The organism is Lysobacter sp. A289 (genome assembly GCF_054072675.1).
Genome location: NZ_JBSVRN010000001.1, coordinates 773655 through 789143, shown reverse-complemented (window position 1 = coordinate 789143; position 15489 = coordinate 773655). Strand labels below are relative to the sequence as shown.

The window sequence follows — 15489 nt, the reverse complement described above, 5'->3', positions numbered from 1 at the left end:
CGGACAACCGGCTGGGTCGCGGTCAGGTCGTCATTCCCGCCGAGCGCATCACCAGCTTCAACAGTAAAGCCACCAGCGTCAGGCTCGCCACGCTCAACACCCAGATCAGCGCCAGCCATCCGATGCGCGACCACCAACGACGACCCGGCTCACGAGGCATCAGTGGTAACCGTCCTCGGCGCGGACCTTGCCACGGAAGACCCAGTAACTCAGTGCCGTGTACGCCAGGATGATCGGGATCACCAGCAACGCGCCCACTAGGGTGAAGCCGAGGCTTTGGGGTGGCCCGGCCGCCTCCCAGATGGAGATGTCGGGGGGGATGATGTTCGGCCACAGGCTGACTCCCAGCCCGCTGTAACCCAGGAACACCAGGGCCAGCGTCAGCAGGAACGGGGAGGCGTGGGCGTCACGGCGCAGCTCGCGCAGCAGGTAGTACGACGCCACCACGACCAATACCGGCACCGGCGCGAAAAAGTACAGATTGGGCAGGCTGAACCAGCGCTCGGCGATCTGCGGGTGCGCCAGTGCGGTCCAGACGCTTACCCCGGCGATGGTGACCAACAGCGTCCACAGCCAATGGCGTGTCCGCCGCCGCATCTCATCGTGCAGGGCACCTTCGGTCTTCATCAGCAGCCAGGTGCTGCCCAGCAACATGTAGGCGGCCACCAGCCCCAGTCCGGTGAATAGCGGGAACGGCGCGATCCAGTCCAGGGCTCCGCCGACGAAGCGCCCATCGCGCACCTCCAGCCCATTGATGAAGGTGCCCAGCACCACGCCCTGGAAGAAGGTCGCCGCATACGAGCCCAGTGCAAACGAGAGGTCCCACTTGCGCCGCCTGCCCAGTACGGCCTTGAAGCGGAACTCGAACGCGACCCCACGAAAGATCAATCCCACCAGCATCAATATCAACGGCAGGTACAACGCGGTCAGCACCACCGAATAGGCCAGTGGAAACGCCGCCAGCAACCCGGCCCCCCCCATTACCAGCCAGGTCTCGTTGCCATCCCAGATCGGCGCCACGGTATTCATCATCACGTCGCGGTGTTCGGTCTCCGGGATGAACGGAAACAACATGCCAATGCCCAGGTCGAATCCATCCATGACCACGTACATCATGATCGAGAACAAGATCACGACGGCCCACACCAGCGGCAGGTCGATACCCATCAGTCCACCCTCCCGGGATGCTTGCTGCTGCGGTGCATGTCGTGATCCGTTTCGCCGTCGGTCGCCGCCGACATCGGCCGCATTGGCTGGCGTGACTGGCCCGGGCCGCCATCGGGCGACGCGTTGTCATCGGTCAGGTCCGGGCCGGCGGCAATGATCCGCAAACCATAGACGGTGCCGGCACCGAACAACGCGAAATACACCACGATGAAGATCACCAGGGTCAGGCCGACCTGGGTCGCACTGTGCGCGGACACGGCCTCCGAAGTCCGCATCACTCCGTGGATGATCCACGGCTGGCGGCCGATCTCGGTGGTGTACCAGCCGGCGAGAATCGCAACCAGCCCTGCCGGCCCCATGGCCAGGGCGAACTTCAGCAGCAGCCTGGACTCGTGGAACCTTCCGCGCCATCGGGACCACGCCCCGTACAAGCCCAGCAGAATCATCAAGGTTCCCAGGCCCACCATCACCCGAAATGTCCAGAACACCACCAGCGAATTGGGCCGGTCCGCCGCCGGGAAGTCCTTCAATGCCGGGATATCGCCATCCAGGCTATGGGTCAGGATCAGACTGCTCAACCGGGGAATGGCCACCTGGTACTTGGTTCGCTCCTCTTCCATGTCCGGGATCCCGAACAGGATCAACGGCACGCCCTCGCCCCGCGGAGGATGCTCCCAGTGCCCTTCCATCGCCGCGATCTTGGCCGGCTGGTACTCCAGCGTGTTCAAACCATGGAAATCCCCGATCACCGCCTGGATTGGCGCGGTGAACAGCACCATCCACATCGCCATCGACCACATGGTCTTGATCGCCGGGTCGGCACGTCCGCGCAACATGTGCCAGGCGGCGCTGGCCGCCACGATCAGCGCCACGGCAAGAAACGCGGCGGTCACCATGTGGGGCAACCGGTAAAAAAAGGACGGATTGAAGATCACCGCTACCCAATCGACCGGCACCACCCGGCCGTCGATGATTTCGTAACCCTGCGGCGTGTGCATCCAGCTGTTGGAGGCGATGATCCAGGTGGAGGAAATCAGCGTGCCGAGGGCCACCATGAAGGTGGACAGGAAATGCAGCCCAGGGCCGACCCGCTTCATGCCGAACAGCATCACCCCCAGGAAGCCGGCCTCCAGGAAGAACGCCGTCAACACCTCATAGGCGAGCAATGGCCCGGTGACGCCACCGGCGAACCGGGAGAACTCGCTCCAGTTGGTGCCGAACTGGTACGCCATCACGATGCCGGAGACCACGCCCATGCCGAACGCGACCGCGAACACCTTGATCCAGTAGTGGTAGATGTCGAGGTAGACGGACCTCCCGGTGCGCAACCAGGCCGCTTCCAGCACCACCAGATAGCTGGCCAGCCCGATCGTGATTGCCGGGAAGATGATGTGGAACGAGATGGTGAAGCCGAACTGGATCCTGGACAGCAACAGGGCATCGAGCTCAAACATGGCGCATCCGAAACCGGGGAAACCCGCCCAGTTTACGCCCCTGCCTCAGCCCTCGGCGTAGCCCTGGTACAACTCGATGATTTCCTTACGCAGCAGGTGTTCGATGCGCATCCGCTCGCGGAACGGCAACAGGTGTGCCATCGCGCTGAATAAATAGTCGTCCAGGTTGAAGTTCTTCAGATGCATCTTGGTGTGGAAGATGTTTTCCTGGTAGACGTTGACGTCGCGGAACTCGTACTTGTTCAGCAGTCGCTTTGAGATCGACTCCTGGATCGAGTTGATCTTGTGGTCGATGAAAAGCTTCTTGCCCTTGGCGTTACGGGTGAAGCCGCGCACGCGGTAATCCATGATCACCACGTCCGAATCGAACTGCTCGATCAGGTAGTCCAGCACTTCCAGTGGTGAGATCAACCCGCAGGTCGCCACGTCGATGTCCACCCGGAAGGTCGCGATCCCGTTGTCGGGATGCATCTCCGGATAGGTGTGAACGGTGGCGTGGCTCTTGTCCAGGTGCGCCGCCGCGCGGGTCGACGCCGGGCCGTCGGTCGACAGCGCCGGGCGATCGGACATCAGCACAGTGACCGACGCGCCCTGTGGGTCGTAATCCTGACGCGCGACATTGAGCACCGTCGCACCAATCATATCGGCGACCTTGAGCAGGATCTCGGTCAACCGGTCGGCGTCGTATTCCTCGTCGATGTACTCGATGTAACGCTGGCGCTGGGTCTCCGACATGGCATAGGAGATATCGTAGATATTGAAGCTCAACTCCTTGGTGAGGTGGTTGAACCCTTCCAGTTTCACCTGGCCGCGCGGCTTCCCCATCAGTCTTGCCCGGGGTCGTGCATGACCTTGGCGAACGCCTCGGCCACCCGGTCCACGTTGTCATCGCGCAGCCCGGAGACGCAGATGCGCCCGGAATTGACCGCGAAGATACCGTGCTCAGCCCGCAGCCGCTCGACCTGCGCCGCGCTCATGCCGGTGTAGCTGAACATGCCGCGCTGGCTCAGCAGATAGTCCACGTTCAACGACGGCGCGCGCGCCTTCATGCCGGCGTGCAGGCGCTGGCGCATCTGCAGCATGCGCGTGCGCATTTCCCCGACCTCGTCCATCCAGTCCTGGCGCAGGGCCGCATCGGCAAGCACGCGCGCAATGATCTGGCCGCCAAAGGTCGGCGGGCTGGAATAGTTGGCCCGGATCGACATCTCCATCTGGCTGAGCAGGCGCTTGGCCTCATCGGCATTCGCAGACACGCCCACCAGCGCGCCGCAACGCTCGCCGTACAACGAGAACGTCTTCGAGAACGACACGCTCAACAGCAGCGAAATCCCCGTATCGACCATCGCGTGAACCGCGTAGCCGTCCTCGTCGATGCCTTCCGCAAAGCCCTGATAGGCCATGTCCAGGAACGGCAACAGATTGCGTTCGGCGATCACCTTGATCACCGCATCCCACTGGTCGCGGGTCAGGTCGGCGCCGGTCGGGTTGTGGCAGGCCGGATGCAGGATGACGATGCTGCGCGCCGGCATTGCCTGCAGGTCGGCCAGCATGCCGTCGAAATCGACGCCATTGGTTGCCGTGTCGAAATAACGATACGAGCCGACCTTGAAACCGCCGGCCTCGAAGATCGCCTGGTGGTTCGGCCACGATGGCGCGCTGATGAACACTTGCGAATCGGGGAAGTAGCGCTTCAACAGGTCGCAACCCACCCGCAGCGCGCCCGAGCCGCCCAGCGACTGGATCGCCACCGTGCGCTCGCCGACCTTCTGATAGCGGTCGGCGCCCAGCACCAACTCGGTGACCAGGTCGCGGTAAGGCTTGGAGCCGGCAATCGGCTGGTACGGCGCCGGGCCCATCTCGGCCGCCAGCGCGGGACGCACCGCTGCCACCGAGCGCAGGGTCGGAATCGCCCCGTTCTCGTCCTGATAGGCACCGATGCCCAGATTGACCTTGTCGGCGCGTGGCTCGGCGAGATACGCCTGTTGCAGCGAAAGAATGGGGTCACCGGCGTAAAGCGGCAAATGGCTGAACATGTCCAGCTCCTGATAAGGAAATTATGGGTATGAGGCCCAGCCTGACGGCGGATGCACCGCTGCGGATCAGACAACCAGCGAAGGCCGACGGCCTATTGTCGCGCAGGTTGACGGGAATAGCAGCCGCAGGCGGTCCCAGGTCACCGCAGAGGTCGACCGGTAGAATCCATCGCTTCGCGCCTCGCCCCACGTCGCTACCAGAGCCATGCCCATCGATATCCCGACCCTTATTGCTACGACACCGGTCTGGTTCGCAATGCTTCCGTGGCCGCCCCCATGCATCTGATCCTGCTCAGCGCCGTATGCAGCGTATTGGTCTCGGTAGTGCTGAAGCTCGCGCCCCGCGGCCGGCTGGACGTGGCGCAGATGGTCACCTGGAACTACCTGGCCGCCGCGGTGCTGTGCGCTCTGCTGCTGCGGCCGGATCTGGACGGCCTGCGCGACGGCGGCACCCAGTGGCTGGTGTTGCTGGGATTGGCCGTGCTGCTGCCGTCGCTGTTTCTGGTATTGGCCTCGGCGGTGCGGCAGGCCGGCATCGTGCGTACCGACGTCGCCCAGCGGTTGTCGCTGCTACTGTCGCTGGTGGCGGCATTCACCGTGTTTGGCGAGCATGCCGGCGGCATCAAACTGGCTGGTCTGGCACTGGGCCTGATTGCCGTGGCGGGGATTGTCGTGCGGCCGTCCAACACTGCCGCGTCCAGCACGAAGGCCTGGTTGCCGCTGTTGACGGTGTGGGTCGGCTTCGCACTGGTCGATGTGCTGCTGAAACTGATCGCCCAGTCCGGCACCTCGTCGATGGCATCGTTGCAGGTCGCGTTCGCGCTGGCGTTCGTGTTGATGCTGGGCTGGCAGATCGCCCGCCACCTGCGCGGCACCGCCCGGTTCAGCGTGGTCAACCTCGGTGCCGGGCTGCTGCTGGGCCTGCTCAACTTCGGCAACATCGTGTTCTACGTCCACGCCCACCAGGCCCTGCCGGACAGCCCGGCGGTGGTGTTCGCGGCCATGAACATCGGTGTGGTGGTACTGGGCACGCTGGTCGGCGTGGCTGTGTTCGGCGAGAAAACCAGCCGCTGGAACCGCGCCGCGATTGTCCTGGCGATCGTTGCAATTGCAATGATTGCATATGCACAGTAGCGTGCCGCGTCGGGACGAGACGCGGCGAAAAATCACTGCATGATCGCATCCGTCATCCGGTGGGCACCGCGCCCCACTAGGTAAGTTCTGATCAAGTCGCTTCTGCCAATCAACGGCTTGAAGTCCATGGATCCCCGCCTGCGCGGGGATGACGGGGTGTTGGGGATGACGGGTTGTTGGGGATGACGGGTTGTTGGGGATGACGGGCTATTGGGGATGACGGGTTGTTGGGGCCAGCTTCGCAGCCACCCCGCCCTGTCGCTGGACTGTGTGGGTGACTGCCGTGGCCAGTGCGTCGTCGGCCGCCCACAGCTCGACCGACACCTTGGCCCGGGACACGCCGGTGTAGAGCAGTTGGCGCGAGAGGATCCGGCTTTCGGCATCGGGCGGCAGCAGCACGGCGACGTGGGCGTATTCAGAGCCCTGGCTCTTGTGGATGGTGATGGCGAACGCGCTTTCGTGCGGTGGCAATGCGTTGGGGGCGAAGCTGCGGAGCGTGCGGGTAAATCCTGCGTCTTCGCCATCCGTCGATCTACCGGGGCTGCCTTCAAACCAGACCCGCAGGTGGCCTTCCGCATCGGCCAGGCAGATGCCCACGTCGCCGTTGAACAGACCGGCGGTGTAGTCGTTGCGGATGACGATGACGGCGCGGCCGGGGTACCACTCGCGGTCGCGTTCGATTTTCCAGTGCCTGCGTAGCCGCTGCTCGATGGCCAGATTGACCGCTATGGCGCCGTAGGGGCCTTCGCGCAGGGCGCACAGCAGTTGGCGCTGGGCGAGTGCGTCCAGTGCGGCCTCGACCGGGCCGGTGTCTGCCGGCGTTGTCGTCGGTTCCGCGGGGTCGACGACGCTGTCGGTTGGGGCACGGAGCGCGGTGGCTTTGGGAAGGTCTGAAAAATTGTCGTCATCCCCGCGAAGGCGGGGATCCATGGACTTCAAGCCATTGATTGGCAACGTCCCTGGACTCCCGCCTACGCGGGAGTGACGATCAAAAGCGAATTGATCAGTACTTCCCTTGCCGATCTGTTCCGCCCAACGGTCGATCTGGTTGCCCAGCGCTTTCAGGTCATCAACGGCGATGCGCGTTGCGTGCGTTCCGGCGGCGGCAACCGCTTCGCTCAGGCGTTCCGCATCGCCACCGTTGATGGCCTGATTGATGTCCACCAGGTACTGCTCGGCGCGGAAGCTGTGTTGCAGTTTCACCAGATCGCCTGCGCCGGCCCCGTCGTTTTCCACGCTCATCGCGCTGACCAGATCCATCAGCACCGAGCCGGCTGCGACCGAGGTCAGCTGATCGGCGTCGCCGACGAGGATCAGGGTGGCGTCGGGTCGCACCGCGTCGAGCAGGCTGCGAAGCATGGCCAGATCGACCATCGATGCCTCGTCCACCACGACGACGTCAGCGGGGATCGGGTCTTTCGCGTTGCGTGCGAAGACGTTGTCGTACGGCCGGTAACCGAGCAGGCGATGCAGGGTGAGGGCCTCGTGGTCGGGCACGTTTTCCAGCAGGGGGTGCCACTCCTGCGGCAGCGGTTTGGCGGGATGCTGCAGCAGGTTCTGCTTGCCCTTGCGAAGGGACTGCACCAGCCGTTGCGCGGCCTTGCCGGTGGGCGCGGCGACCTGGATCGCCAGTGGCGTGGGCGACTGGCGCTGCAGCATCAGCATCAGCATCAGCAGCATGCGCAGCACGGTGGTGGTCTTGCCGGTTCCGGGGCCGCCGGTGAGCACGAACAGCTTGCGCCCGACTACCGAGCGAACCGCGTGCCGCTGCAGCGTGACCGTGTCGTCATTGATGCCATGAAACAAGGCGTCGATGTCCGCTTCCGCTACTTCGACGGCACGCGCATTGCCGCGACGGTGGTTGACTGCATCGACCACCGCGATTTCGTGCTGATGGTTGCGCCACAGGTAGAACCGGCCGTCGGCATCGAGCACGAACGGCACGGGCGCGGCGGCATCGGCATCCGGTTTACCGACCATCGGCTGGTTGGCAAGCGCAGTGATCTCGTCCTGACTCAAGGCGGGCATTGCGTTGTCGCCATCGACACCGTCGGACAGGCGCAAGGCGGTGTGGCCATTGCCATCGGCCAGGCTGGCCCAGGCCGCGACCTTGGCCAGCAATGGCGAACCGCCGTGGCCGATGACCCAGCGGTACAGCGCGCGATCCAGTGGACGCCAGGCCTCGACGGCGGACTCGGCGGGCAACGACTCGAAGCGGTAACTCATGCGGCCTCCTGTTCACGGCCGGCGAGTGCGGCATCGATGGCGTCGATCAACCCGTCGCTGAAACGGCGCGCCCAGATGCCGGCGCCGGGTGCCAGACCGACGGCACGCACGAACAGGTAGATTGCCTCGCCCAACTGCGCGCTGCGGTCGTATCCCGGGCCGATGCGCTGGCGCAGGTAGCGGTCGACCGCGACCACGTACAGCAGGGCTTGGAAGCGGTAATGGCTGCGATCCATCGCTTCGTCGAGTTGCGCGGGCGCGTAGGGCGACAACAGGCCGGCCTCGCCCAGTCGATTGCCCTTGTAGTCGAGCACGTAGAAGCGGTTGTCGTGCTGGAACACGAGGTCGATTTTTCCGTTCATCATGCCGCGCAGGTAACGGGGCGATGCCTTGGGCACCAGGTCGGGCTCGCCCGCGCGGGCGCAGGCATCGCGCAGGCGCTGCATCGTCACGCCATCGAGCACGTAGTCGAAACCCATCTCCGCACGCAGGTGTTCCCTGGGCAGGTCTCCCAGCCGCACGGTGTGGCCGTCCGCCAGTGCCATCGGTGTGTCCAGGGTGGTCTGGATGCGGTGCGCCAGTTGCCGGACCAGCGTCTCCAGGTCGATCTCGCCCAGACGCACGCCGCTGTCGAGCAGGTGATGGCGGATCAGGTCGTGCTGCGCTGACATCGGCTGGCCGATCTGGCGGAACTCGAACATCGCATGCAGCGCGTTGCCGAAGTCGGCGCCGGCGATGGGAACCAGATCGAGCAGTTCGCGGCGGGGGGTTTCGTTCGGTTCCGGGGTGGACTCTGCTGCTCCCCCTCTCCCGCTTGCGGGGTGAGGCTGTCCGCTTATGGCCGCGCCAGCGGACATGGACTGCCGAGCGCCACGGGCAATGCCCGTGGCCGGGGGTTCCTGGTGAGGCGTAGCCGAACCTGGAACGGACTGGGGTGAGGGCAGCGGGATCGGTTCGCCTGCGTCTTGCTCGCTCTCGTCTGCGGCCGAACCGTCCTCAAAGCTGGCGATTCTGGTTTGCGACTTGGTCAAACTGGTGAAACTCCACTTGAACTCGAACGCGGTGGTATGGGGTTCGGACAGGGCCACGCGTGACACTGGTTTGGTATCGACAGGCGGTTGATACCTGCCCTCCGGCCAGGCCCAGTCGTTGGCGTTCCAGACGATGTGCTCATGCAGAGACGCCTGCGATGCAGTCACATCAAACTTGGGCAACATGCGCTCGATCATGCCGTCGAGCGGTGCTCGGTGCGGATCCGTATCCGCCGCCCCACCCTTCTTGTCCTTCGCGCGACCCGGAGGCAGCACATAGACGTGGCAGGCATACCGGGCACGGGTCAGCGCGACGTACAGCAAGCGGAAGCGCTCGTCCTGTCCCTCCTGACGGTAGCGCGTCTTGTCAGCCTCGCCGAAGCCGGGGATGCGCTCTCCGCTTTCCGCGTCATGCAGTATCTGGATTGTGTCCTTGGTGACCTGGGTGTTGGCCCACATCAGCGGCAACATCACCACCGGGAACTCCAGCCCCTTGCTGGCGTGGACGGTCATCAAGCGCACGCGTGCGGCGTCGGATTCGATGCGCAGCCGCATCTCGTCGGCGGCATCACCATCGTCGGCCTTGCGGCGGCCGCGCTCTTCGGCGAGCCAGCCCAGCAACTGTTCGGGACCGGCAAAGGTCTCGCTGGCGGTTTGCAGCAGCTCGCCCAGATGGCGCAGGTCGGTCAGGGAGCGCTCGCTGTCGCCAGCGGCAAACAACCGCGGGGTCGCTTGCCGGGTCAATTCCTGGATCAACGCCAGCACACCGCGCGTCTTCCAGATCTCGCCCAGGCGCACGTAGCCGGCGGACAGTGCCTGCCAATGCTCCGGCTGGTCACGCAGCGTCCGCAGATCCTCGTAGGTCTTGCCGCCCAGCCGCGTCGCCAACGCCGCATGCACGGCACCCTCGTCGCGTGGATGCTGGGCGGCGTACAGCACAATCTGCAATTCACGCGCCCAGTCGGACTCGAACACGCTGCTCCGGGCCGAGGACACGCAAGGCACGTTGCGATCGTTCAACAGCCGCCGCAGCCGGATGATGTCGTTATTGCCCGGCACCAGCACCGCGATGTCGCCGGGCACCAAGGGTTTTCCACCGATGGAATGCTTCCCGGGTTTCAGCAGCTCGACGATCTGGTTGGCGCAGCCTTTCAGCGCAGCGCTACGACGGCTTTCGGCGTCATCCGGGCAGTCGGCCCAGTAATGCAGTTGCAAGGGTTGGGTGCAGGGCTGTCCGTCCACCTCGTACGGCGCGTCGTCACAACGTGCGCTGGCCTTGACCGCTTCGTAGCGGATGGCGTGATCGGCATCGGTGCTCAGCTGCGCTCCGGCCAATTCGTAGAACGCATTGCTGGCGGCCACCATCGCGCGTGAGGAGCGGTAGTTGGTGTCCAGGCTCAACCGGCTGCCGGCATCGCTTCGCGCCTTGAGGTAAGCGTGGATGTCACCGCCACGGAAGCGGTAGATCGCCTGTTTCGGGTCGCCGATCATCACCAGCCGGCCGCGCGGTTCGCCGGTCGAGTCACGGTAGATCCGGTCGAGGATGCCGTACTGCAACGCATCGGTGTCCTGGAACTCGTCGACCAGCGCCACCGGCCAGGCCTTGAACAGGCTGTCGGCCAGCGCGCTTCCACCCTCCGGCAACGCGCGGGCGACCCGCTCGATCAGTTCGTCGAAGGTGATCTGACCGCTGGCGGTCAGGCGTTGCTCGCGCCAGGTCTTGATCTGTTCGACCCAGTGGTGCCAGGCCGCAATCCGATGTTCGGCGGCCAGCCATTCCAGCGTTTGGGCGGCGTCGGCTGCGATGGCCAGAACCTTCTGCACTTCAGAATCATCGAGGTGCTCCTCGCCAATCTGATCCGATACCGGCTCCGGCACGAGGTTGTCCAGCTTCGTCGGGAGCAAGCCGGGATCACGAGGTTGCGATTCCAGGTAATCGGCAAGTTGGGTCAATGCGTTTTTGAGTTTCGTGGCTCTTCCACGAAACACTTTCCTGCCCACCAACTGCCGTATCGGCTCCACCCACTCCACCGATAGCGCAACCTCAGGCGTAACGTCCAACGCCCGCAGCCGCACCGAAACACCCGGTGCCGAGTACGCCTTGAGGTAATTCTTCAGCGTGTCGATCGACGTGACATCCAGCGCCGGCTGGCCCGATTCCGACGTCTGGGTCTGCTGCCGCCACACGTCCTCGGCGAGCGTCTGCATCATGCTCTCGGAGGAGACCATCTCGCCCAGACCGAAGGCGCTGCCGCTCTCGAACGGAAAGTCACTGAGGATCTTCCGGCACAGCCCGTGCAACGTGCTGATGGGAGCGAGGTCGAGTTCGGCCTGGGCCAGACGCAAGCGGTTGATGTCACTGGCGATGCGGTCTTCCGGTGCCTTGTCCTCGGCATCCGCCTCCGCAGCGGTCCAGTGCGTGTACAGCCATTGCAGGTCGGCAGGCTCGGCGCCGTCGGACTGCACACCTACGGCCTGCAACTGGCGACCGTAGCGTTCGGCTCGGATCAACTGGGCACGGATGCGCTCGCGCAACTCCTCCGCGGCGGCATCGGTAAACGTCGTCACCACGATCTGTCTTGGCGACAGCGTCTGCTCCAGCAACAGGCGCAGGTAGAGCACCGAGATCGTCCAGGTCTTGCCGGTGCCGGCGCTGGCCTCGATCAGGCTGCGGCCACCGGCATCCAATGACAGCGTGCGCCAGTCTTCCGTTTTTGCATGCAACGTCGAGACTTGCATGCTCATGCGCTTGCCTCCTGCGGCAGGAGCGTGATCAATGCACGCAGCCGATTGGCCGTCTCCAACAGTTGTTCGTAATCACCCGTTTCATCGAACTCACGCTCGCCGGCCAGCAGGCGTCCGTAGCCCGGCGAGTAGTCGCGCTCACCCATGTTGTAACCGCCAACCCACGTCTCGCGCGTCTTCTGCGGAGATTCGGCGGCCGCCCACGAGGTCTTGGGGAAATACCACAACGGTGCGTGCTGGGCGTCCTGGTAGAAATCGATCAGCCCCGTCACCTGACGCTCCAGCTCATTTATCATCTGACGGCGCAACGCCTCGTTTCCATTGCGGACGGCCTGCATGAAGGTGTCGCTCCAGACGTCGAAGCTGCCTTGCCAGTCGCCAGTCCCAACCCCTCTCTTCGGCGCGGCCAGCACGCAAGCACGGACTTCGCGCTGACCGGATGGGTCGTCGAGCCGAACCAATGCCCACTCAAGGAAAAAGCCCACACGCGCCTTGAAGTCCAATTGATCCTCGGTCTTGCCCGGAAACACGTCGAAAACCCAGCGCGTGCCGTCCACGTCGTACACCCGGTGCAGCTCGCCCTGGAGGCGGGAATTGCCCTGCCCTGTCAGTTGGCGATCGATCAGGACCGGCGTCGCATCGGGCAACGAAGGATCAAACAACGGGTAATTTCCAATGACCTTCAACAGATCCGCGACCTGTTCGCGTGTCTTGGCCCAGGCCTCCTCACCCACTGCCCCCGGCGGCATCAGACCGCTCAGCCGCATCCAGTCCGGCGCCTCGTCGGGGACGGCTTTTACGGCCTGCGCGACGACGGCGTTGAACACGCGTCTGGCCACTTGATCAAGCCCTTCGAACTTGGCCTCCAACGGCTCGCTGTCACGCAGTCGATCCTCGTCCAGCGCGTCCAGCCGCAGGTTGAGCCCGCTGGCCAGCAACTGCTTGGCCGGATCGCAGAAGTAGGCGAACACCGGTCGCAAAGCGATGGGTGGCGGCGTGTCGGCGTTGCGCTGCGGCAGTGACGACGGACGCTTGCCCACGAATGGTGGCGCTGCAGACAAATCGATGCCGCGCCTGTCCATGGCCGCATGGCCTTGGCTGAACGAGAACAGCGCTGCGTCACTGCGGTCGAAATAGCGCACGTCGAACGGTTGCAGCGGATGTCTGACAAGCCACGGGCGATCGACTGTCGAATCGTCCGAATCCGGCCCGGCCGCATTTTCCAGCGCCTCCAGCAGTTCGGCGAGCGGTGCCGCCGGGTTGCGCGGCTTGCCGTTGCGCACGCCTTCGCCGATGTAGCTCAGGTGCAGCATGTCGCGTGCGGACATCACCGTTTCGAGGAACAGGTAGCGGTCGTCGCTGCGCACGTCGCGGTCGCCGAGGCGGCGATGGGTCGTCATCAGATCCAGTCCGCCATCGCTGCCCGCGCGCGGAAAGTCGCCATCGTTGAGGCTCAGCACTGCGACGACACGGAACGGAATGGCCCGTTGCGGAACCATGCCGCAGAACGTCACACCGCCCATCAGGAAGCGCTGGCGTTCCGGCGCGGCCGTCAGACGCTCCAGTAGCAGCTCGCGCACGACGCTGAACTCCAGCTCCGGATCGAGTCCGCTCTGTTGCGGCTCGCCGGCGATTGAACGGATGAACTGGCGCACCAGCGTCTCGGCATCGCGTGCGTCGGCGTCGCACTTGTCGATGCGGAACAAGGCATCAAACACCTGCTCAAGCTGCTTGGCCCACTCACTTGCAGACAGTGTTTGCCTGCCTACTTCGTGCAGGCGTGCCAGTTGCACCAGCAGGCCGTCGAGCGCGCCCAGCAGCGCGGCTTGCGGGCCGTGGATGCCGGCCAGCGGCGCCAGTTGTTTGCCGTCCGGCAGCGTCACCGCGTTGTCCTCCACGTCGGCAGAAGCCCCCATGATGTAGCCGGCCATCATCCGATCCATGCCCCAGGCAAAGGTGTGCTCCGCGATGGCCGGCACACCCAGACCCGCGCGGAACTTCTCATCCAGCGCCCAGGCAACGCGGCTGTTACGCAGCCAGCCGACCAGCACCCCGGTATCCGCATCGGCCAGGCCAAAGCGGCGTGCGATTTCCGGCACGCCCAGCAGGTCGACGACTTCCGGCGCAGTGATCCGCGACTGGGGGAAGTCCAGCAGCCGCCGAAAGGCTTCCAGCAACGAGTGCGAGCGCGAAATCGACACGTCGGCAATGTGGTACGGCAGCGGCCCCTGGTGTTCGCCGGGCTCGCCGAACACTGCCGGCAGCAGCGGCACGTAGGCCTGGATGTCGGGCGCCATGACGACGATGTCGCGCGGCCGCAAGTCCGGTTGATCGACGCGCGCCTTCAGCAACGCATCGCGCAGCACCTCAAGCTCGCGCAGGCGGGTATGGCAGGCGTGAACCCGCAGCGACGCGTCGGCGCGCTGGCTGGACAGATCTCCGACCGGTGCCAGCAGGGACGGATCGAACCGGCGGATGCTTTCCTGCAGCCGCGGCAGTCGCTGTGCAGCCGGCGTCGCCTCCGACTTGTCGCCCCAATGGCGGATATCGACCTGCATGTCCAAGCCTTCCAGCGCCAACAGGAAGTGCTGGCCCATCCGGCCCCAGGCACCCAGCAACGGATGGCGTAGCTGCAGGAACAGGCTTTCAGTTTCGTGATCGTAGGGCGCGGTCTCGACCCGTTGCCGCAGCTCTTCGCGGTCGCTGCGCTGATCGAGCCAGTACTCCCGGCACGGATCCGGTACGTACAGCACCACCGGCCTCCGCCGCGCCACCGCCGCCAGCACGCTCAACTCGGACGGTGCCAGATGGCTGACGCCAAACACGTGCAACGGCTCGGCCTCATCCATGACGTGCCGCCCGGACGCCAACCCGGCCCGCATCTGCGCCAGCAGCTCACCGCGATGCGGCAGCCCGATCTGCTGGCGCAGCGTGGCCCACAGCGACGCCAGCAGATCGTGCTCGCGCGACCCGGTGCCTTCCTGCAGCGGCACGCGCTTGCCGGCGGCCCACGCATCCAGCCAATCCGGTCGATACACGATGTACTGGGTGTAGATGCGCGCCAGCCGGTCGGCCAGCTGGAACCGTCGACGCGCCTGGTCGCTGCCTTTCAGATAGGCGCGCACCTGCTCGTCGTCCAGCGTCGGCAGGATCTCGTGGATGCGCCAACGCAGCCCCCCGCGCTGATACGGCGCAAGCGCCACCGCGGACTCGCCTTGCAGCTCCATCGCCAACCGATCCAGCCAGGCGCTCGGCAGGACGATGTCCAGATTGGCGGCAATCCCACTGGCGCCACCCTCACAACGCTTGCGCGCCAACTCCGCGGAAAGCCAATGCTTCATCCCCGGATGCGCGGCGATTACCGTCTGCGGCGCGAGCACCTGGCTCGGTGGATGCTTGTCGACGAAATACGTCAACGCCTCAAGCAGGCCTTCCAAGCGACTGGCGCGGTAGACGATGAGTCCACTGTGGATCTCTTCCAATGGGGGCCCCTGTGTATCAAAACGGACTGGCCGACCTGACTGGCTGCTTGCCCGGCCCACCCATGTGGACCGGACAGAAGTCGTGATCGATTGGCGGTTATTTTGCTGCGTCAACGTACTACGGGCGCGTCTCAGAAGGTGAGATGGACAACCCCAGGAAATTCATGGCCGGGCAGCCCTTCCCTCCAGCACTTTAATATTGGGCCGGTGCCCCGTC

Annotated in this window: 9 protein-coding genes; 1 reads left to right on the top strand and 8 read right to left on the bottom strand. The window is 64.7% G+C overall.

The features are described 5' to 3' along the window. Positions 1-22: 22 nt before the first annotated feature. From ACW5DN_RS03690 to ACW5DN_RS03670, 5 genes are read right to left on the bottom strand one after another with little or no spacing between them, the layout of a single operon-like run. Positions 23-160: a DUF2474 domain-containing protein gene (locus tag ACW5DN_RS03690; protein ID WP_456961403.1), complete on the bottom strand. Its 138-nt coding sequence runs from the start codon at positions 158-160 to the stop codon at positions 23-25. Next, positions 160-1167 carry a cytochrome d ubiquinol oxidase subunit II gene (gene cydB / locus ACW5DN_RS03685; RefSeq protein WP_456961402.1) on the bottom strand — a complete coding sequence of 336 codons (1008 nt, stop codon included), beginning with the start codon at positions 1165-1167 and terminating at the stop codon, positions 160-162. Before cydB ends, ACW5DN_RS03690 begins: the two co-directional genes overlap by 1 nt. Beyond that, on the bottom strand, positions 1167-2621 hold the full coding sequence (locus ACW5DN_RS03680; protein ID WP_456961401.1) for a cytochrome ubiquinol oxidase subunit I: 1455 nt from the start codon (positions 2619-2621) through the stop codon (positions 1167-1169). Before ACW5DN_RS03680 ends, cydB begins: the two co-directional genes overlap by 1 nt. Positions 2622-2666: 45 nt before the next feature. Then, the gene (gene speD, locus ACW5DN_RS03675; RefSeq protein ID WP_456961400.1) at positions 2667-3446 is read right to left on the bottom strand and encodes an adenosylmethionine decarboxylase; all 780 of its coding nucleotides are present in this window, start codon (positions 3444-3446) and stop codon (positions 2667-2669) included. Further along, a complete protein-coding gene (locus ACW5DN_RS03670) occupies positions 3446-4654 on the bottom strand; it encodes an amino acid aminotransferase (protein WP_456961399.1) in 1209 nt (402 codons plus the stop codon). Before ACW5DN_RS03670 ends, speD begins: the two co-directional genes overlap by 1 nt. Positions 4655-4930: 276 nt before the next feature. Here ACW5DN_RS03670 and ACW5DN_RS03665 point away from each other — a divergent pair, with 276 nt between their 5' ends. Continuing rightward, a complete protein-coding gene (locus ACW5DN_RS03665) occupies positions 4931-5788 on the top strand; it encodes an EamA family transporter (protein ID WP_456961398.1) in 858 nt (285 codons plus the stop codon). A gap of 207 nt (positions 5789-5995) precedes the next feature. On the opposite strand, the gene recD is transcribed toward ACW5DN_RS03665, so the two are convergent. Genes recD through recC form a run of 3 tightly spaced genes read right to left on the bottom strand, consistent with a single transcriptional unit; the run spans position 5996 to position 15272 of the window. After that, positions 5996-8014: an exodeoxyribonuclease V subunit alpha gene (gene recD, locus ACW5DN_RS03660; protein WP_456961397.1), complete on the bottom strand. Its 2019-nt coding sequence runs from the start codon at positions 8012-8014 to the stop codon at positions 5996-5998. Continuing rightward, positions 8011-11790 (bottom strand): UvrD-helicase domain-containing protein, encoded by a 3780-nt coding sequence (locus ACW5DN_RS03655; RefSeq protein ID WP_456961396.1) that lies wholly within the window; start codon positions 11788-11790, stop codon positions 8011-8013. The genes recD and ACW5DN_RS03655 overlap by 4 nt, the downstream gene beginning before the upstream one ends. Then, entirely contained in the window at positions 11787-15272 is a 3486-nt protein-coding gene (recC, locus tag ACW5DN_RS03650; protein ID WP_456961395.1) for an exodeoxyribonuclease V subunit gamma, read from the bottom strand. The genes ACW5DN_RS03655 and recC overlap by 4 nt, the downstream gene beginning before the upstream one ends. Positions 15273-15489: the final 217 nt, after the last annotated feature.

Excerpts from the sequence above, each read along its gene's own strand:
- ACW5DN_RS03690 (WP_456961403.1), bottom strand. The coding sequence starts at position 160 with ATGCCTCGTGAGCCGGGTCGTCGTTGGTGGTCGCGCATCGGATGGCTG.
- speD (WP_456961400.1), bottom strand. The coding sequence starts at position 3,446 with ATGGGGAAGCCGCGCGGCCAGGTGAAACTGGAAGGGTTCAACCACCTC.
- ACW5DN_RS03665 (WP_456961398.1), top strand. The coding sequence starts at position 4,931 with ATGCATCTGATCCTGCTCAGCGCCGTATGCAGCGTATTGGTCTCGGTA.
- recD (WP_456961397.1), bottom strand. The coding sequence starts at position 8,014 with ATGAGTTACCGCTTCGAGTCGTTGCCCGCCGAGTCCGCCGTCGAGGCC.
- cydB (WP_456961402.1), bottom strand. The coding sequence starts at position 1,167 with ATGGGTATCGACCTGCCGCTGGTGTGGGCCGTCGTGATCTTGTTCTCG.
- ACW5DN_RS03670 (WP_456961399.1), bottom strand. The coding sequence starts at position 4,654 with ATGTTCAGCCATTTGCCGCTTTACGCCGGTGACCCCATTCTTTCGCTG.
- ACW5DN_RS03655 (WP_456961396.1), bottom strand. The coding sequence starts at position 11,790 with ATGAGCATGCAAGTCTCGACGTTGCATGCAAAAACGGAAGACTGGCGC.
- ACW5DN_RS03680 (WP_456961401.1), bottom strand. The coding sequence starts at position 2,621 with ATGTTTGAGCTCGATGCCCTGTTGCTGTCCAGGATCCAGTTCGGCTTC.